The organism is [Leptolyngbya] sp. PCC 7376, from assembly GCF_000316605.1.
GTDB lineage: Bacteria > Cyanobacteriota > Cyanobacteriia > Cyanobacteriales > MRBY01 > MRBY01.
The window spans coordinates 2,324,144-2,343,380 of sequence record NC_019683.1; the positions used below are offsets into that span (position 1 = coordinate 2,324,144).

Genomic DNA, 19,237 nt, shown 5'->3' on the forward strand with positions numbered 1-19,237 from the left:
AAGTCTCCTACATGGCCTCCATCAACTTTTCATATACACCAGAAGTTTCAATCATTCTCTGTACTTACAACCGCGCTCACTGCCTACTAGACTGCCTCCAGAGCGTATTGGCGCAGGATTTTCAGAATTGGGAATTAATTGTTGTTGATGATGGAAGCAGCGACGAGACTTTTAACGTTATTAATCCCCTGCTGCAAAAAGATCAAAGAATTCGTTACATCAAACATCAAAATCGCAAGGTTGGATTTTCTCGTAACGCAGGTATTCAAGCCTCCTTCGGTAAATACATTACCTTTATCGATAGTGATGATCTGTACTTACCCCATCACATCAGCTCCCGAGTCGACTATATGCACAGCCATGAAGATATTGATATCCTCTCAGGCGGCCTAGAAGTCAAAGGAGATGTCTGGGTCAGCGATTATTATCAGCGAGACAAGAAAATCAGTATTTATGATTGTGTTGCTGGCGGCACATTTTTCGGCAAAAGAGAAGTTTATTTCGAGCTAAAAGGCTTTCAACCAAAAGAATATGGCGATGATACCGACTTTTGGGCCAGAGCAGAAGAAGCCTTTAATGTCGCAAAAATCACTGAGCCACCAACCTACATTTATATCCGCACAGCAGATAGCATCACAGGGAAAGCAACGCTAAATCTCATATGAGTAAGCAGTCGCCAGATAGATGAAGACACTCCATAATGGTTTTGCAGACAGGCTCAGGATTGAGGTTCACATGACGTATCAAACTAAATGACCACTACTATATTGCTCGGTTCTGTGATGTTTCTGAACCTTGGCTACAAAGCTATGTCAACCAGCAATATGAGGCCGTACCGCAAAAAGTGCATGTTTCCTCAAAAAAAGGGCGACTCACAATTCAATGTGATGAGATGTAGTCTTTTGTGGACAATAAACAGCAACAATACTGGATTTGGTTTGCTCTAGATGTCGATGCTCGTGAGATTGTTGGGCTTTATGTAGGAGACCGCTCTGAGTTAGGAGCAAAGCATTTGTGAGAATCTTTACCTGGGGTCTATTGTCAATGCGCTGTGGCTTATACTGATTTTTGGTCAGCTTATAGCACTGTCTTCCCTCGTAAATATCATCAAGCTGTAGGCAAAGAGACCGGCAAAATCAGCTACATTGAGCGTTTTAACTGCACTGTACGCTAGAGGGTTTCACCTCTAGTCCGAAAGACTCTATCCTTCTCCAAGAAGTTAGAGAATCGCATCGGAGCTATCTGGCTTTTTGTCCATCACTACAATGCATCCTTAAACCTTTAGGACTACCCAATCTTGTTTAAATCTGGTGAATAGGGAGGCAGATACCACACCTTACATTTCGCCTTTGCCAAGATTTCTGCAATCCTTCCTCCTTTGTGGAAAGTGGCATTATCCAAAATCGACATTGCAGAATAGAGGTATGGATGGAGGATGCTGACCCAATGCAATGTCCAGGATGCCAATCTACTCATATCCGTAAGAACGGAAAAAAGAGGCAAACACAATCACATCTGTGTAGATTGTGGCCGTCAGTTTATCGACCACTACAGTAACGTGAGTTCGGGATAAGGAATAAAGGTTCTAATCAAGCTGAAGAGAAGGTTTCTTAGGCTGATGACAGTAGGCAATGAGACCGCAAAGCAAGTTGACACAAAAGTTCGCTGGACTGCGATGGCGAGAGTGTTCAATCTGAGAAATATTCTTCAGTTGGTCAATGACGGTCTCAATTAAAGCTCGCTTACGAGCCAGCACTTTGTCACGCCAAAGCATCAGGTGATTCTTCATATTGCGACGAGGCTTAGCTAGAAGCCTCACATCATATTCTTCTTGTAAATACTGTGCCAGAGCTTGAGAGACGTAACCTTTATCGGCAAAGACTTTTCCCGATAACCCTTTCAAAAGCTCCACTACCGGCTTTCTATCATTGGTGTTGCCAGGCGTGATTTTAACATTGAGTAATTCGCCATGGTCATTGATAACCAGATGTAGTTTGAAACCAAAGAACCAACCCACAGAGGTTTTACCTCGAGCGGCATGGCCATCAAAAACGTGATGTTGAGAGATGCGGCGATTGTGACAAACTTTGATACTTGAAGCTGATACCTGTGCATTGACCATAACAGTGCTGTAGGTAGACACATAGAGAGAGGTACTAACGTCGAAGGCATCCACTCCACAAAACGTTGGTCACTCACTGCTCTGGGAAAAGCTCCTCGCCAGTGATGACGCACATTGATGAGATAGAAATACTTGAAGTGACGATAATGAGATTGATCAAATGCAATCAATATCGTCATTATCTCGCTTAAACTCAAGCTTCTTGAGCGACGTCGCCGCCGTTGTTTCGAGGCCAGCAGCTGTTGTTGCCATTGAGGTTCGAAGACTTGGCAGAAATCATCAACGGCACAAAACAAAGGCTCTAGACTGGTCATCAACTTCCACAATATGCACTTTCTCCTTTTTCTTTCTTATCCCGAACTCACGTTTATTAGAGTGATTCACCAATAAGAGTTGGTGCTGCCCAGAGATTTGGGGTTGCCCAGAGTGCTGGGTCATCGGGGTCTTCGGCAAATTCGAGTAGGGTTGCAAGCATTGCCTGTCGGAGAGCGATCGCCTTATCTCCAGATTGGTCGAGTTGTTGATAAAACTCTTGCATCAGAAAAGCAGTGGAATCGTCAGGGATTTTCCAAAGAGTAACAATAATGCTGGGAGTTCCAGCGGCAATGAAGGAGCGAGACAGGCCAATAACACCGTCACTTTTAATGTCTCCTTGGGCAGTATCACAGGCGCTGAGCACCACGAGATCGGCGACCAGTTTTAAGTCGAGAATTTCGTTGGAAGTAAGGTAACCCAAGTCGGTTTCGGTAGGGGCTAAGGCCAAAGCTCCGGGGGTTCCTAATCCGGCAACATCTTCCAATAATCCATGGGTGGCAATGTGCACAATTCGGGCACTAGAAATGTCTGTCAGAATTTGTTCCTTCGTCGCTTGTTTTCCGGTGATGGCATTACTTTTAAGGAAATCGGCAATATCCAAGGCTTCCTGTTCTGCGCCGGATAATGGCGATAAGGTTGTGCCCGTTTGCAAGTTGATTGGCATCTCGGGATTGCCTAACACTAAATCCTTGGCAGCTTCTGGATTACGAGGAAAACCTGCAATCAGATTATGTTCTGGTTTTTTGGCGGCATTGGCTAGTTTTTGTTGGCGGGTCAGTTCCAAGGCCTGAATTGATGGCGAGGTAAGAATTGTATGGTCTTGGATGAGGTAATGCTCTTCAGCATCTAGGAGCGCCACAAAGGGAACAAGAAATAGCGAACCTTGGGGGATGAAAACAACCTTTTGATTTTCGTCGGAGGGTAAAAATTCAGCGATCGGTGCAATCAGTATTTCATGGAGGGCTTGTAGTTCATCAACGGGATAATACGGCTCGATAAACATCCCATCGCGGCTAGCTTGTACTAAGTCATCAATATCTTGGTTGGCGATATCAACCTGTCGAAAATCAATTTCTCCCGTGGGATTAATGACCCAAATATTGAGGTCATCACCAATGATGGAATATTCCACCAAAGTTGAGTCTTGCTCGGCAGCGATCGCCTTCAATTGCTCAACAGTCGGTGGCTCGGTAGATGGAGGATTATCTTTGAAATTCGTAGCAAGTAATTCGATAAAGGCTCTGGCTCGACCCCGCTCGGCGATCGCCAAAGCTTCGGATGTTTTCCCTTGGGCAATTAAAACTTGTTGGAGTGTTTTGAAAGTTTCGTTTTGTAGCTCGGATAGAGATACTTTGTATTCGTCTTGGAGGCCGGGACGCAGAGCTTCCCAAGTTTCAATGGCTTCTAATAAAACAGTTTCTGATGCAGATAATTTTTCTTGGGATAATAAGCTAGTTCCCATGGAATTGAGAGTGCTACCAACCCCTTTTTTATTGCCAATGTTTGCGTGAATTTCTAAGGCTTTTTCATAGGTGGCGATCGCCTGATCATGGTGTTCTAATGCTTGCTGGGCATTGCCAATATAGGTAAGAGAGCTAGCGATCGCCGACTGATCACCGAGTTCTTCGGCAAGGGTTAAAGCAGTTTGAAAATAGGTGAGGGCTTCTGCTGCACTATTTTGTTTTAGGCGAGCATCTCCAATAATGCTCAGGGATAGACGAGTGCCTGCAATACGTCGTTTATCTCCGAGTAAACCAGCCTCAAATACGCCTTTAGTTTTTTCAAATCGCTCTAATGCTGAACTCGCACTGGCGATCGCCGCATCATAATTCCCGAGCTGGATTTCCACCAAGGCCAAATTATTTTCTAAATCTCCTTGGTCGAGAAAGGCGAATAAAGGATTCGTATCAAAATCAAAACCCCCCGTACCAGAGTTATATTCTTCTTGTTTCACCAAAGCCATTTCAATTGCTTCTTTAGCGGCATTAAGTTGACCAATTTGTTGATAAAGATTACTCAAATTGCCATAGGAAATAATTAGTCCGCCAGTATCTCCTAGATTCTCCCGGAGCTGAATACTTTTTCTGTAAGTCAGGGTCGCATTAGCATAATTCCCAAGGTTGGTATGGGTATCAGCAATACGGGTTAACATCCGCGCCATTCTGACTTGATCACCATTCTGAGTATAAATTTCTAATGCATCTTGAAAATGACCTAAAGCACTGGGGAAATCACCATCTTTGTAAGCTGCTTCACCGAGAGAAAAAACATCCGTATCTCCGCCAGCGAGCCCTGTAATATCATCACTAAAAACACAAACTCTTGCATTCGGTAACGGGCAAATTTTCTGTTTAATCGGATTATCTAAAAAGCTTGCCATGCTCAAATTTGTGAGCGGTGCTAGGGCACGAATATCAGTAATTTGATTCATCCCCAAATCCAAACTAGTGAGATTCGTGAGTTTGGCGATCGCCGACACATCAGAAATGTCGTTATCCAACAACAGCAACATCTGCAACTGCGTTAAAGTCCCAATCGGCCGCACATCGCGAATATTTTGACCGGGCAAGGCAAGTAACGGTACTCCGCTGAGTAGCGTTTGAGCAGTGTCGCAATCCGTCGTTCCCACCTGTCCCAGAAGCACCTGCACCGTATGGCGGGCATCCTCTGAAATCTGGTCTTGGTTTTGGCACCATTCCGCAAAGGTTTGGTAGTCAGGAGTCGCATTCGTCGGAGCAGTAACACTCACACAGGCGATCGCACTTAAACACAGACTAGCGGCGGAGAACTTAGAATTCATAAGAAAAATAGGTAAAGAAAAAGGCGCAAACTTCTTATCTACGCCCTCAATGTTGAATTGGATTATTCCGGAAGTATTGCAGTATCAGGTTCCATCGGCATCAGCTCTGGCAGCAACGGAACACCCACAAAATCATTTAATTCCACTGATTCGAGCAGATTGTCCACTGCAGTTTGACCTTCGTTATATGCGGCATTAAGAGCGTCATACCATAGCCCCATATCGGCCAGCTCAGTGGCGCTTTGCTCTGAAATATCAATATCCGTTAAACGATGAATCCAACCATTGGTTTTGAGATCAGTGCTGCGATCCTCTGCATCACACACCACGTTGAAATACCACTGATACGCAATCGGTTTACCTGTCGTATTTGTGCCAGCTTCGAGGGCAATATCTTCTGGGAGAGCGATCGCCACGACACCCGCTTCAGTTGGTGCTGCAAATTGCGCTTTGTGAATTGATTTACGGCCTTTAAAAATCGAAAACTCTACATAATCAGCGCTTACTTCTGGCAGGTAAACATAAAATTCAGGATTTGCGCTACCTGTGAGGGGCATTCCAAACGCTTCACCGGGAAGCAAAGAAGCGAGTTTGATGTCTCCTGTCGAACAGTCACCACTGGCACGAGGGGGAGGCAGACGACGACGATCAGGAACGGCAGCACCAAAGGGTGCTCTAAAGGCTTGTGCTATCAGTTGTGGCGGTGTTGTCCTAGCTTGAGCTGGCATCATGCCAATTACCTGAGCGAACACGAGCAGAGAAAGAGGTAGAGATTTCACAATGGCATTCAACATAGTCACAACAAAAAGCACAATATTTAATACAACAAACGGGGCAAGCAATCCGGCGAGTTAATTGGGCATAAAGAGCCACCAAGGGGTCGGCTGGGTTCTCCAGAGCTTGATGGTACGGTCATAACTCCCGCTGGCTATAGTCTTCCCATAGAGGTTGGTCATTCTTCCAGTGTAGGTTCAATTTTTGAAGCAGCCAGATTCTAAAAAGGTACTTTAAAATTTGAGTAATACTACAAATCAGCACACCAAGTTCATAGGAATTTAGAGCCGAATTATGATTGAACCTGTTACTGCAACTATTGCGACGTCAGTCGCCACCATTTTGTTCACGAAAGCGCTCGAAAAGACTGGTGAAAATCTGGGGGATATGGCTTCTGAGCAAATAGGGAAACTCTGGGATGCGGTGCGGGCAAAGTTTCAGGCGGAAGATGTAGCGGGGAAAATCACAAAAGCAGAAGCTGATCCTTCTGAGAAAAATGTTGGGCGTTTTCAAAGTGAACTGGAGGAATTGCTGGAAGATGATGGAGAATTTCTCGCGGAACTCCAAGGGATTTTGGCGGCATTAGAAGGGGACGCTCAGGTGAAACAGGTGTTGCTAAAAAATATCGATGTGGCTGGGGATGCGGAAATTGGTGATATGAGCCAATCCAGTTCTGGGGGCAATGTCAGTCAGGAAGCGATTACAGATGTGAAGGTGGGCGGCAATCTCAAAATTGGCAATGTCGATCAGCAAGGCTAATCAAAAATCCTTCCCTAGGGAAGGTGCCCGAAGGGTGGAAGGGGTTCGATCAGTTATGTAACCCACGGAGAACCCACCCCTAACCCCTCCCAAGAGGGGATTTGGAGCAAAGGATGACAGAATTTGACGCGCAGAAAAAGATAATTCAAAAGGCGATTAGTGACATTGTTGTTCACGGTAATCTGACGGTGGGGGACATCACCCAGATTATTAATCTGCCGCAGCCAGAACGGTTTATCCCAGAGGAAACCCCTGCCAATTTGCTGACCAGCAACACCGTAAAGTTTGTGGGTCGAGAAAAGAAACTCATCGAACTTCATGATCTGCTGCGCTCACGTAATGCGGTGATGGTGACAGCTTTGGCGGGGATGGGCGGTGTCGGAAAAACGGAACTGGCAACGCAATATGCTTGGCTCTATTACCTCACGGAAGCTTATCCGGGGGGGATCTGTTGGGTGCGATCGCGGAATGAAGATATTGGTCTACAGATTACGGGATTTGCGCGGGAAAAGTTTGGGCTGAATATTCCTGATGCGCTCACTGATCCAGTAGCGCGGGTAAAACATTGCTGGAATCGTTGGTTGGCAGGAAATGTGCTGGTCGTGTTTGATGATGCGGCAGATTATCAGAAGATTATCCCCTATCTGCCTCAAGAGCCTCGGTTTAAGGTGCTGGTGACGACGCGGCTAGATTTGGATTTGCCGAAACTGAACCTGAATGTGCTGGACGAAGACGAAGCATTGCAATTGCTAGGGGAATGGATCGGGGCGGCTCAGCTAGCGGAACAGAAAGAAGACGGGAAAGAATTGGCATTGCGGTTGGGCTATTTGCCGTTAGCCTTGAACTTGGTTGGGCGCTATGTGCGAAAACGAAGAATTTCTTTGGCAGAAATGCTCGATAGGTTGGCAAAAAAAGGCTTAGAGCATCCAGCATTGGATGTAGACAAAAACGATAAAACTTGGACGTTACAGATTGAACGGGGAGTCAAGGCGGCGTTTGAGTTGAGTTGGGCGGAATTGTCGGACAGTGCGAAGGTACTGGGGATGCTGTTGGGAATTTTTGCACAGGCTGTGATTCCGTGGGAACTGCCAGAAAAGATATTAGTCTCGCTCGATCAGGCAGTTGAAGATATTGAAGATGCACGATTAGAGCTAACAAATTTACATTTACTTCAACAACAACAGAATTGCTTTCTATTGCATCAATTAATCCGAGAATTCATGCAGAGAAAGTTGACTACACCGAATTATCAAGATTGGAGATCTCAATTAAGACGAAAAGTTGTCATGTTAATGGTTGAACAAAGTAGAGAGAACATTTATGCAACATTAACGTTACAACAATTAAAACATATAGAAAAGCTTATCCCTCATCTCAAAGAAGTAGCAAGAGAATATTTAGACTTATTTCTTGATGAAGATCATGGAATCATGTGGATTCATGTAGGATTAGCTAGATTTTACAAAAATCAAACCCAGTACGTAGATACAGAATATTGGTATGAAAAATGTTTAGAGATAGTAACAGAAAGATTTGGAGAGAGTCATATTGATGTAGCAACTAGTCTAAATAACTTAGCTGATTTTTGCCGATTAAAAGGCGATTATCACAAAGCTGAAGCTCTTCATTTACGCTCATTAGAGATTACTGTGAAAATATTAGGAGAAGAGGATTTAGAGACAGCTAAAAGTACGCATAATCTAGCATTGACTTATCGAGCTCAAGGCCATTTTCAGAAAGCAGAATTTTATTTTTTGCGCTCACTTTCTATCTTTGAAAGACAATTAGACTCCGAACATCTTTTGATAGCAACAAACCTATCTAATTTATCTGAACTATATCTCTACCGAAAACTCTATATGAAAGCAAGACCTTATGTGTTGCGCTCACTTGAAATTAGAGAAAAAAAGCTAGTAAAAAACCATCCTGATATAGCTATTAGCTTAAACTCCTTAGGAAACATATATCATTTCCAGAGGAAATATGCACAAGCAGAAGAGTTATTATTGCATTCTTTATTAATCTTGGAAGAAAATTTTGGCAAAGAGCACCTTTATAATGCAGCAATTCATGTTAGTTTGGGAGCTTTATATACTACGCAAAAGCGTTACTCTGAAGCAGAGTCACACATACTAAACTCACTACTCATTAGGCAAAAGAAACTGGGGGGTAGTCACCCCGATATTGCTAATAGCTTAATCAATCTAGGAACTATTTATTATTCTCAAGGAAATAAAAAGAAAGCATTGGATTCATATCATCAAGCTTTGTCTATATTAAAAACTTCTCTGGGGAATAGTAATCCTGAAACACTCACAGCTCAGAAGAATATAAGCAGATTACAAAGATTAGATTCTGTAGGAGGAAAAGTTTTTATATTTCTCATCACTCTCCCGATAGTTCCTTTGTATTTATGTTGGCAGTTACTTCGCGTAATACTTCAGGCTTTATTTTCTTTACTAAGGCTCAGGATTTAATAAAATCCTATTGAATTTATTTCATGATGTCATCACAGTTGATAGCTTAGACGCTTAATGACCAGGCATAAAGAGCCACCAAGGAGTCGGTTGAGTTTCCCAAAGTTTGATTGTGCGGTCATAACTCCCGCTGGCAATAGTCTTCCCATCAGGGCTAAATTTCACAACCATGACCGGCGCGGCATGACCTCGGAGAGTTTTTAATTCTTCGGCGGTTTTAACATCCCAGAGTTTAATGGTGTGGTCATAGGCACTACTCGCCAAGAGTTCACCATCAGGACTATAGTCCAAGCCATAAATCGGTTGGTTATGCCCTAGTAAAGTCTTCTTCACCGAGCCACTACGCCAATCCCAAAGTTTGATGGATAAATCGTAGCTACTACTGGCGATCGCCTTGCCATCTGGACTAAATGCGAGGTTCAAAACAGAATCACGATGGTCTGCTAGCTCAACTTCTAATTCGCCATTGTTCACCCGCCAGAGTTTAACGAGGGTATCAGCGCCACCACTTGCCACAAAGTTCCCACTGGGATGGAAGGCGATCGCCCGAATGCCCTGTTCATGACCGACGAAATTTGTGGGTAATTCGTTTCCGGTGGCAGCATCCCAAAGTTTTAATTGGCCGTCATCGCTGCCACTAGCAAGGGTTTGGCTGTCTGGACTAAAAACCAAACTGGTAACTTCTGCGCCATGGCCTGTCAAAACTTGAGGTGTTGTACCCGGTGGTTGGTTGGCATCCCAGAGATAAATGGAATTGTTCGCTCCGACTGTGGCAATCGCCCGACCGTTAGGACTGTAGGCCACCGCGCTAAATTGGGTGATATCGCTGGGTTCATAGGGGAATTCTTCTTCTCGCGCCACAATATTCCAAGCGGATACGACAAAATCATCGCCGCCACTGGCCACAAATTGATTATCGGGACTTAGGGCAATGGAACGGACTTCGGCGATGCCCCCGGTATCTTTTTCTTTCCTGAGCGTAAGGGTTTCGCGGCCCGTTTCGGGACTCCATAATTTCACCGTGTAATCGCCGCTGGCTGTTGCTAAAGTTTTGCCATCGGGCGTAAAGGCCACCTCAAAAACTTCGTCATAATGTCCCAAAAATGTGTGGATTAATTTATCGGTTTCGAGGCTCCATAGTTTGGCAGTATTGTCAGCGCTTGCCGTTGCTAAGGTGGTGCCATCGGGACTGAAAGAAAGGCTGGCGATCGCCCCAAAATGCCCTTCGATATCGGTGGGGATTTCCTGAAAGGTTTCAAGATTCCAAAGTTTAACGATGCCCTGTTCATCACCACTAGCAAGCTGCGACCCGTCGGGACTGAAATCCAAACCACGCAGACCATAGTAATGACCTTGCAGATCAGCAATTTTGCCCCCAGACTCTAAATCCCAAAGTTGAATATCTGGAATTAGAGTTGTGCTGCTGGCAATGGTTGCACCGTCGGGACTAACGCTAATGCGAAAGACGAGGAATCCGGTATCAATTACTTGTTTTTCCGTTGCCGTCGCCACATCCCACACCCGCACCGTGCCATCGACGCTACCACTCACCAAACTTTGACCATCAGCGGTAAATTCCAGATCTAAAATCTCATTGCCATGTCCCACCAATGTCTGCACAATTTGCCGGGTGCGCGTATCCCACAACGCAATCTGATAATCTCTCGTCACACTGGCTAAAAGCTGACCATCTGGACTGTAGGCGATCGCCCAAACCTCATCAAAGCCTTCGTGGATAGTCGCGTTTTCCCCAGTTGGCAAATCCCATGTTTTATAGGTCAGATCATCACTCCCCGTAAATAGCGTCTGACTATCAGGACCAAAATCTAGGGACAAAATATCGTCGTTGTGACCCATCAAAATATTCGGCACTTCCGCAACATTCACCGTGTTATCTGGCTGAATAATACGACGAGACTCTTCGCGATCTTCTAGTCGACCAACCAGACTAATCAATCCCGCAAAAAAGGCGATCGCCCCACAGGAAACCAACAAAATCCTCAGTGGAAATTTTGAGTTGGAATCCGTTGAATTTTGGTTTTCCGTTGCCACATTAACCATAAGAAAATTGAGCAAAATTGTGCGTTAAATAATGCGTAAAAGTAGAGTGCTTGTGATGGGAAAATTATTCTTCGGACAGATAAACATTGGGGGAACCATCCTCCGCCAAAACTGCCGGTATCTCGATATGAATGGTGTGCCACATAATTGTTGCGTCATGGAGATTGTGCTCCGGTTCTTGAACTAGCCGTTCATAGCAAACCTCATAGGGTGGCTTCGACGTATATTGCCGCGCTTGACCCCGCAGATTTTCCTCTACATGGCTGGCTAATTCCAAATAACATTGCGCCGTTCCGCCATCGGCTTCTGTGGGTAAAGTGGCTTCAATTTCTGCCGCTTTTAAAAAGGCTTCATAGGCACTAAAAGAGAAATGCAACGCCCGTTCATCGAGTAATGGCTCTGGAATTTCATCAACTCCAACTTCATACTGAGCCACCGGGTAATATTGCTCAAGATTTGGAACCCAGGGATGTTCGGCATCCAGTTGCGCCCAGAAAAAGAGACCATAGTTAATGTAGGCATCTCGCAATAATTGTCGTTCTTCCGCGAGATAAAAATTGTCGGGGTTCGCCGCAGTAAAGTCACGCAGTTGATTGAGTGCCGAATCGAGATAAATCCCCGCTTGGTGCAATGCTGTGGTGTCTTCCATCAGCTCTGTCCAACTGGCATCCTGCAATCCTTGCAATAACATCACCCGCGCCAAACGAATGGTTGCCTCAGTATTTTCCGTTTCTACGCCAGTTTCGTATTGTTCTTGGGCTTTTTCCAGTTGACCCAGTTGCTCATAAACTTTACCGAGGGATAAACTCAAAGCGGCTTTCGGAGCGGCTTTACGGTAAAACTTCGTGGCTTGGCGATATTCCCGTAACGCTTGGAGATAATCCCCTTGGCGGGCAAACTGATCACCCCGCGATTGATACCAAATCCCTAATTTCGGCAGGTTCACATTGGTACCGTAGGCTCCGAGAAAAATCACCGCAGAGAAACCGAACGCAAACCGCGAATTCCAGTTTGGCGGTAACCGCAAAGAAGCCAAAACATTTTCGATTGCCTTTTGGCCGTTTTTCGTTAAGGCTCCACCAGCTCCGGCGATTAGTGCTGCACCTTGGGCAATGAGTGTTCCATTCTGCACCGCATCGGAAATCACTGCACCATTCACCGGTTGTACCAATGCTTGGGTGGTCGTAGTCATAAAGGTTGCAGCCAATCCCAACAAACCTACTGCCGCTGCTGTCCAAACCCAATCAAAGAGAGAAACATTATCGTCGTCTCCTCCCAATAACGTTGGCTTGAGATGCCACCACCATTCGCCACCACCGCCTTTGAGACTTTTACGCCAGGATGCGAGTTGATTACCTTTGGCGATCGCCACCCGTTGTCTTTTTAACCTTTGATCTAGATCAATAATCTGGCGGGCGATCGCCTCTGGTACAGCGCTACTGTTATATTCCTCGACAATATCGCGAGCGAGCAAAACCTCTAGGATCATTTCCCACGACGGACGAATCGTACTTTCGAGGGTTGTGATCGCCTTGTTGTAACGGTCAAGTGCTTGGGCAACTGGAGTTTCCGCTTCGGTGAGTCGCCACCACCAATTATCTTTAGGCTGGAGACTGTTTTTCCATTCATCGAGAATATCGTCGTCAGCAATCAGTTTTCCCTGTTGGCGCAGGCGATTATCCAGCTCAATAATTTGCGTCAATCGTTCAATAGGTGGCTGTTTTTGACCACTTTCGGCAGATTCGACCGCATCCCGCGCAAGTAAAACTTCCAGCAGTTCAGCGGAGGTGGGGGAAGGGGGTTCTTCGAGTTTACGGAGAGCCTGTTCATAACGATCAATTGCCTGATTCGGTAGCGGAATCGGATCGGTCAGTTGCCACCACCAATAGGTGCCGGGAATGTTTAACGACTGCTTCCATTCATCGAGGGTATTATCGACGGCGATCGCCTTGGCATGGGCTTTGAGACGATCATCGAGACGAATAATTTTGGTGATATTTTCCGTGGGGAGGGGATTTTGACCTAACTTTGCCCGTTCCACCGAATCCCGCGCTTGCAACATTTCGAGGAGCTGCTCACTCTGGGGATTGGCTGTCGCATCCACCGCATTAATTGCCTGTTCATAGCGATCAATAGTTTGCAGCAGTAACGGTAATGGATTTGTAAATTCCCACCACCAATGACTTTCCGGCGGCTTTAAATTTTCCTTCCAATCTTCTAACTTGCGATCATAGGAAATCGCCAGACCCAACGTTTTTAGTTGTTCATCAAGGTCAATAATTTCGGCGATCGCCTGCTTTGGTTTGCGGCGAATCTTGCCTAAAGCTTGCTCAATCTGATCGCGACTGGTGAGTACTTCTAATAAGGTGTTCGTAGTCGAGTTAGCCTGAGCAGTGACGATACTAACTCGATAGTTTTCGATAGCTTCTTCGAGAGAATGATCCGCATAATTTTCGAGAAACCACCACCAATATTGCGCTGGGATATCGAGCGTTTGTCGCCATTGGCTGAGGTCTTCACACTGGGCGATCGCCGCCCGCTGATTTTTCAGAGCTTTATCTGCAACCACCAGCTCCCCAAAAACAGCATCACTGCGATCACCACAATCCTGTTTCAATTGTTCAATTTCATTCCGTTGACGGAGAAGGGACAAGACAATATCAGGGTCTTCTGCCAAACGGTTAACGGCTTCGGTATAGGCGGCGATCGCGGTGCGTAATGCTGCGGGAACTTCTGCCATGGCTTTTTGCGGTAAATTCTATGACGCTTGTTCCAAGTCTATGTCGCAATTTCAGGAGGAAATATTACATTTTCTATGGATGTGAAGCTAATGAATGTGCCAACTCAATTGAGAGTGTAATTGCTTTACGTTGGGTGATCGCTCCCAAAATCACCAGTAGAATAAAATGACCGGACACAAATGGTTACACCGAGAATAACTCTTAGATGAGTGTGGAGAAAACCGACATGAAGCGTCAATGGATTGCAGCAGGACTTACTATTCTTGGTTTAGGAGTGCAATCTAATGCGGCGATCGCCCACACTCTGAGTATGCGGGCTGCCAATCTCGAACTGCGCACAGCCCTCTGCTCCCAAAACTGGGCTGCTGGAATTCGGGCGATTGACCACCTAAAAAAAATCACCACAGCCAATCGCCAAGAACTAAACTATTTCCGCGCTCGACTCGTGATTATGCGAGATCAAGGCTCAGTGATTCCTGATTGGCCAGCAGCGGACTATTGCGCAGGAAGTACAGGAGATATTTTGCCCGGTGGAAATAATACCCAAGTTGGTAACTTTACTCCGCCTTCTGATCAGCCAGCCATTCCAGCAGCGGCTCTGTCTCCTTTCACTAGCGACACCACAACTATCAGCCAAGACCAACTCAAAGGCATCTGGTATGCCCAAGTCGTCTGCCAAGAAAGTGCACCAGAAGAGGGCGTGCAAAATGTCAAAGTTGATATGAGAGGAACAACTGACTATGGTGCTAACCAGCAGTACAGCAGCAAATCATACTTTGAATTTACGACCACAATGACCGATGGCCAGGCAGTATCCTTTAGTGGGCGGGGGACTGAATCCGGGACTTATTCACTGAACAACAATCTTTTGACCCGCACTGCCCAAAATACAAGCGCTTCCTATGACACCGTATTGATTAATGGTCAGCCAATTCCCACCGAGCTGAATCAACAAATGGATCAGTTATTTGACCAGGTATATGCAGATGGAACAATTGGTACAGTAAGCGAGTTTCAGTTAAAACCAACACCTGATGGCAAGCTAGATCTCGGTGAAGCACCAGGGTGCAATATTCCACCAGCATTCAAAGTGGTTGAACCTTTGTTTTAAAATGCTTTCCTCGACATAACCTACTGTTTAATTAGGCCAATTCAAGCTTTTTTATTCAGCAGCAAATAGGAGGCGATCGCCATCCTCAGCTCAGTCTAATTTTCATGAAGACCTATTCTCGAAAAATCGATGCTAGAAATGTACGGTAATGTTCTACGTGAATTGAAGAGTTACACTGTACTTGCGGCATAGCTCGTAGTTACGTGTCAGTGGAGAACCAATGATTGACTCAAAAGACAGAGTTGTTGTTGCAAGCGACGTTAACACTAGAGATGGTATTGGTGTCGAAATATACCGAAATAACGAATTAGTTGTAGAAATCTTCCGCGACGATACAGATAGGACTCGCACTGTAACCGTATTTAAGGAATCTGTTTCTCTTGAATTGGTGGAAGAGTGCATTGAGATATTTAAAAGAGAAATTCCTTGGGACTTTATCAAGGACGATGAATAGACACCGAACAGCTGAAATTGTCTACGAAACCTACGGGGAACTCGCAGGCGATCACTCTACCTCAAAAAAGAGACAATAGTGATCGCCCATCTCCCTATTAAAACGATTTCAGCAGGATTTACAACCCAAACTGTGTTTTGATATCAGCCACAAAGGTTGCATCACCTTGCCTTTCACGATTCATCACCCAAAGTTTGGCATCCTCCTCGGCAATATAGCGAAGCGTACTCGTGACATCAGTTATCGCCGTCAAAATGAAACGACGTCTTCTACAACTTTGGCTGTACCACCCAACAGAAAATACTATTGACATCCATCGAGGTTGCATATACAACTAATGTATGAGAAAAAAAGACAATCCCCAAGAAGCAATCCAGTTTGCCCAGGTGATTGCATCAGATTGCATTGGTGCGAGAGTTCGTATCCTTAGTCGAGCTATCTCTCGCATCTACGATGACAGGATCCGACCCCATGGCATTAAGTTCTCTCAGATGAACATTCTGACCGTAGTCACCTTGCACGAACCCATTCAGCAAGTAGAAGTTGGACGGATGCTCTCGCTCGAAAAATCCACGCTTAGTCGCAATGTCAACCTGATGAAATCCAAAGGTTGGCTCCAAAGTCAGTCTGACGAAGGCAGCAATCGCTTTTTAGTGGCGACACAAAAGGGGCATGAACTATTGGTAAAAGCAGCACCAGATTGGGTTAAAGCCCAAGAACAAGTGACTGCCATTCTTGGGGAACAAACTGCGATAGAGCTAAGGCAAGCAGCAGACCAGCTCCAGCCAAAGGATGCCGGGGATTAAGAATTTTTTTTGCACTCAAAGTTGTATATACAACATAAAATCACGGGGAATTATGAAACCACGAATTCTTGTTACTTCCGCTGTTGGTCATACAGGTTCAGTTGTTGTGAAACAGCTGCTAGAAAAAGGCTTCAAAGTTCGTGCCTTTGTGCGTCGTCAAGATGGTCGCTCTAAAAAACTCAAGCAACTCGGTGCTGAAATTTTCGTTGGTGATTTGTTCGATTTTCGAGATCTCCAAAAGGCGCTGATTGGTGTGCAGCGTGCTTACTATTGTTTCCCTTTTGCCCCAAATCTTTTGCATGGGTCGATGCTCTTTGCCCTTGCTGCGGAGGAAGCAAAGCTTGAGATGATGGTCGCTTTAACGGCTTGGAATCCACATCCAACCCACCCTTCGATTCACCAACGAGAACATTGGCTCGCGAACAATATCCATCAATGGATGCCGACGGTGGATGTGGTGCATATCAATCCGGGCATGTTCGCCTTTACCTATTTCTTTGGTCTGCCGCAAATCGTTCACTTTGGACAGTTGATGCTGCCATTTGGCGATGGATTGAATGCTCCGCCGTCCAATGAAGATATTGCGGCGATCGCCGCTGGTGTTTTAGCGCAACCGGACAAGCATATCGGTAAGGTGTACCGTCCTACAGGCCCTCAGCTAATTTCTGGGTACGATGTGGCGGATATTATGGGACGCATTCTCGATCGCCCTGTAACGTATCAGTCAGTCTCTATAGCAATGTTTGCGAAGGCCGCAAAAGCATTGGGGTTTTCTAATTTTGAGATCGCTCAAGTGCGCCATTATGCTCGGGAAGTTCGCCATGGTACTTATGCCATTAGCGCACCGACAGACCATATTCAACAGGTGTGCGATCGCCCCCCAGAAGATTTTGAAACCACAGCCCGTCGCTATATCCAGAATCCCGCGTTGGTTTTTCCGAGACTACAGATTGGGAATCGCTGGTACGCACTTCAGCTTTTAGTGAAAACTATATTGACTCGTGTGCCGGATCTAGATCGCTGGGAATCAAAGCGTGATTATCCACTGCTGTCTAATTCGGCCTTAGCCCATGAGAGTGATGAGTGGCGCGAAGTTGCCCAACAGAAGCAATTAGCCCTGATTCACTCAGGACATTTGTCGGGAAATTTGCGGTAACAATCTGTCTGAAACTCCGTATCTCGGCGATCGCTGTGACAGTAAAAGAAGTATTTTCCAACATTAATTTTTTAATCTTTATTCAATGAGGTCATACCTATGGATACGCTCACGATTTTTGGTCTTCAATTCATCTTGAGCCTGATGGTTTTTAGCTTGCTCGCTAAGTGGTATCTCTTACCTCGATTGGCTCAATATTCAACGCCACAGGCACTCCTGCTACTCCTCATTCCCCATACCTTGCGCCATCTTGGTTTGGTTTTCTTGGTGCCAGGGTTAGTTGTGCAGCCGTTGCCCAGTAGTTTTGCCAATGCAGCTGCTTATGGTGATTTAATCAGTGGGTTACTCGCGTTGTTGGCGATGGTTGCGTTGCGTTCCCGTTGGGCGATCGCCCTAGGTTTGGTCTGGATATTTAATATTGTCGGCACGGTAGATCTCTTAAATGCGTTGAGAAAAGTTGAGGTCGTTCCATATTTGGGGACAACTTGGTATATCCCAACTTTTGTAGTGCCAATTCTTTTGGTCACCCATGTCATGATTTTTGCTCAGGTATTTAAGACACGCAAGCAAGCACACTCCCATTAACCTAAAATCGACACTCTAGCAGATGGACGGCGATCGCCTTATCTCATTTTTTGATTTTGTTGAATTAAAACGAATCCATATTTTGAAGTCATCTCTAGCAAACTTGTGCGGTAATATTCCACGTAAATTAACGTGAGTTCTGGATAAGGAAAGAAAAGAAGAAAGCTCATATCGTGGCAGTTGAAACCAATCCACAGCTTTCTCCTATGCTTAGTTTAGACGCTTTATTTTGTGACGTTGACGATTTCTGCCAGGTCTTTGAACCTCAGTGGCATCAAGAATTACTGAGCTCTTGCAAAAGGTATCGTCACCGTTCTAGAAGCCTAAGCTTGAGTGAGGTGATGACGATACTGATTGCATTTCATCAATCTCACTATCGTAATTTCAAGCATTTCTATCTCCTGATGGTGCGACACTATTGGCAAAAAGCCTTTCCCAAAGCAGTGAGTTATCAACGCTTTGTGGCATGGATGCCCTCCAGCTTAGTGCCTCTATGTGCCTATTTATGTGACTGTTATGGAGATTGCACAGGCATTAGTTTCATTGATGCCACCAGTATCAAAGTTTGTCACAATCGCCGTATTGCCCAACATCGAGTCTTTAACGGTCATGCCGCTAGAGGCAAAACCTCTGTTGGGTGGTTCTTTGGCTTCAAACTCCATCTGGTCATTAATGACCGAGGAGAATTACTTCATGTACAAATCACTCCTGGCAATATTGATGACAGAAAGCCTGTCGTTGAACTGTTACGGAATTTATTCGGCAAAGTTTTTGGAGATAAGGGCTATGTGTCCCAAGCTCTGGCACAACATCTCAAAGAAGAACATGATGTGATGTTAATTGCTAAACCTCGCCGCAATATGGAGAATCGCTTGATGCTCTGGCAAGATACATTCATCGCTCGTAAACGAGCTTTGATTGAAACCGTGATTGACCAACTGAAGAACATTTCTCAGATTGAGCACTCTAGACATCGTAGTCCAGCGAACTTCTGTGTCAATTTGCTGTGTGGCTTGATTGCCTATTGTCATCAGCCTAAGAAACCTTCTCTCCAACTCAATTAGAGTCTCATTTCC

The 19,237-nt window shown here is 45.3% G+C and carries 14 protein-coding genes and 4 pseudogenes; 11 read left to right on the plus strand and 7 right to left on the minus strand.

Annotated features, from left to right (window positions below; genetic code table 11):
* Positions 1-11 precede the first annotated feature (11 nt).
* Entirely contained in the window at positions 12-665 is a 654-nt protein-coding gene (locus LEPTO7376_RS10305; protein ID WP_015134124.1) for a glycosyltransferase family A protein, read from the plus strand.
* Positions 666-766: 101 nt separating this feature from the next.
* Positions 767-1,285 (plus strand): annotated as a pseudogene (locus LEPTO7376_RS27535) (IS1 family transposase); the annotation flags it as partial.
* A gap of 8 nt (positions 1,286-1,293) precedes the next feature.
* Here LEPTO7376_RS27535 and LEPTO7376_RS29045 read toward each other — a convergent pair.
* Positions 1,294-1,404 (minus strand): annotated as a pseudogene (locus LEPTO7376_RS29045) (transposase); the annotation flags it as partial.
* A 42-nt stretch (positions 1,405-1,446) separates the two neighbouring features.
* On the opposite strand from LEPTO7376_RS29045, the pseudogene LEPTO7376_RS26380 reads away from it, so the two are divergent.
* Positions 1,447-1,561: pseudogene (locus LEPTO7376_RS26380) on the plus strand (IS1 family transposase); the annotation flags it as partial.
* Positions 1,562-1,585: 24 nt separating this feature from the next.
* Here the strand turns inward: LEPTO7376_RS26380 and LEPTO7376_RS10315 are convergent.
* The 3 genes and pseudogenes from LEPTO7376_RS10315 to LEPTO7376_RS10325 all read right to left on the minus strand — a co-directional run bounded on the left by LEPTO7376_RS10315 (position 1,586) and on the right by LEPTO7376_RS10325 (position 6,031).
* Positions 1,586-2,436, minus strand: a pseudogene (locus LEPTO7376_RS10315) (IS982 family transposase).
* A gap of 56 nt (positions 2,437-2,492) precedes the next feature.
* The gene (locus LEPTO7376_RS10320) at positions 2,493-5,237 is read right to left on the minus strand and encodes a CHAT domain-containing protein (RefSeq protein ID WP_015134125.1); all 2,745 of its coding nucleotides are present in this window, start codon (positions 5,235-5,237) and stop codon (positions 2,493-2,495) included.
* A gap of 62 nt (positions 5,238-5,299) precedes the next feature.
* Positions 5,300-6,031: a DUF928 domain-containing protein gene (locus tag LEPTO7376_RS10325; protein ID WP_015134126.1), complete on the minus strand. Its 732-nt coding sequence runs from the start codon at positions 6,029-6,031 to the stop codon at positions 5,300-5,302.
* Positions 6,032-6,305: 274 nt separating this feature from the next.
* On the opposite strand from LEPTO7376_RS10325, the gene LEPTO7376_RS10330 reads away from it, so the two are divergent.
* Together LEPTO7376_RS10330 and LEPTO7376_RS10335 are read left to right on the plus strand one after the other, a co-directional pair.
* Positions 6,306-6,770 carry a hypothetical protein gene (locus LEPTO7376_RS10330; RefSeq protein WP_015134127.1) on the plus strand — a complete coding sequence of 155 codons (465 nt, stop codon included), beginning with the start codon at positions 6,306-6,308 and terminating at the stop codon, positions 6,768-6,770.
* Positions 6,771-6,883: 113 nt separating this feature from the next.
* Positions 6,884-9,247, plus strand: coding sequence for a tetratricopeptide repeat protein (locus LEPTO7376_RS10335; RefSeq protein WP_015134128.1), 2,364 nt, complete (start codon positions 6,884-6,886; stop codon positions 9,245-9,247).
* A gap of 54 nt (positions 9,248-9,301) precedes the next feature.
* On the opposite strand, the gene LEPTO7376_RS10340 is transcribed toward LEPTO7376_RS10335, so the two are convergent.
* Positions 9,302-11,323: a WD40 repeat domain-containing protein gene (locus LEPTO7376_RS10340; RefSeq protein WP_216700291.1), complete on the minus strand. Its 2,022-nt coding sequence runs from the start codon at positions 11,321-11,323 to the stop codon at positions 9,302-9,304.
* A 49-nt stretch (positions 11,324-11,372) separates the two neighbouring features.
* The gene (locus LEPTO7376_RS10345; RefSeq protein WP_015134130.1) at positions 11,373-14,048 is read right to left on the minus strand and encodes a hypothetical protein; all 2,676 of its coding nucleotides are present in this window, start codon (positions 14,046-14,048) and stop codon (positions 11,373-11,375) included.
* Positions 14,049-14,275: 227 nt separating this feature from the next.
* Here LEPTO7376_RS10345 and LEPTO7376_RS10350 point away from each other — a divergent pair, with 227 nt between their 5' ends.
* Both LEPTO7376_RS10350 and LEPTO7376_RS10355 read left to right on the plus strand, forming a co-directional pair.
* Positions 14,276-15,160, plus strand: coding sequence for a hypothetical protein (locus LEPTO7376_RS10350; RefSeq protein WP_015134131.1), 885 nt, complete (start codon positions 14,276-14,278; stop codon positions 15,158-15,160).
* 220 nt (positions 15,161-15,380) lie between these two features.
* On the plus strand, positions 15,381-15,614 hold the full coding sequence (locus LEPTO7376_RS10355) for a hypothetical protein (RefSeq protein WP_015134132.1): 234 nt from the start codon (positions 15,381-15,383) through the stop codon (positions 15,612-15,614).
* A gap of 118 nt (positions 15,615-15,732) precedes the next feature.
* Here LEPTO7376_RS10355 and LEPTO7376_RS26385 read toward each other — a convergent pair whose 3' ends face one another.
* A complete protein-coding gene (locus LEPTO7376_RS26385; RefSeq protein ID WP_160148436.1) occupies positions 15,733-15,927 on the minus strand; it encodes a hypothetical protein in 195 nt (64 codons plus the stop codon).
* 28 nt (positions 15,928-15,955) lie between these two features.
* On the opposite strand from LEPTO7376_RS26385, the gene LEPTO7376_RS10360 reads away from it, so the two are divergent.
* The 4 genes from LEPTO7376_RS10360 (at position 15,956) to LEPTO7376_RS10375 (ending at position 19,225) form a co-directional block, all read left to right on the plus strand.
* Positions 15,956-16,420 (plus strand): MarR family winged helix-turn-helix transcriptional regulator, encoded by a 465-nt coding sequence (locus LEPTO7376_RS10360; RefSeq protein WP_015134133.1) that lies wholly within the window; start codon positions 15,956-15,958, stop codon positions 16,418-16,420.
* A 52-nt stretch (positions 16,421-16,472) separates the two neighbouring features.
* Positions 16,473-17,576 (plus strand): NmrA family NAD(P)-binding protein, encoded by a 1,104-nt coding sequence (locus LEPTO7376_RS10365; protein WP_015134134.1) that lies wholly within the window; start codon positions 16,473-16,475, stop codon positions 17,574-17,576.
* A 99-nt stretch (positions 17,577-17,675) separates the two neighbouring features.
* Positions 17,676-18,161 carry a hypothetical protein gene (locus LEPTO7376_RS10370; protein ID WP_015134135.1) on the plus strand — a complete coding sequence of 162 codons (486 nt, stop codon included), beginning with the start codon at positions 17,676-17,678 and terminating at the stop codon, positions 18,159-18,161.
* Positions 18,162-18,367: 206 nt separating this feature from the next.
* Entirely contained in the window at positions 18,368-19,225 is an 858-nt protein-coding gene (locus LEPTO7376_RS10375; RefSeq protein WP_015134136.1) for an IS982 family transposase, read from the plus strand.
* Positions 19,226-19,237 lie beyond the last annotated feature (12 nt).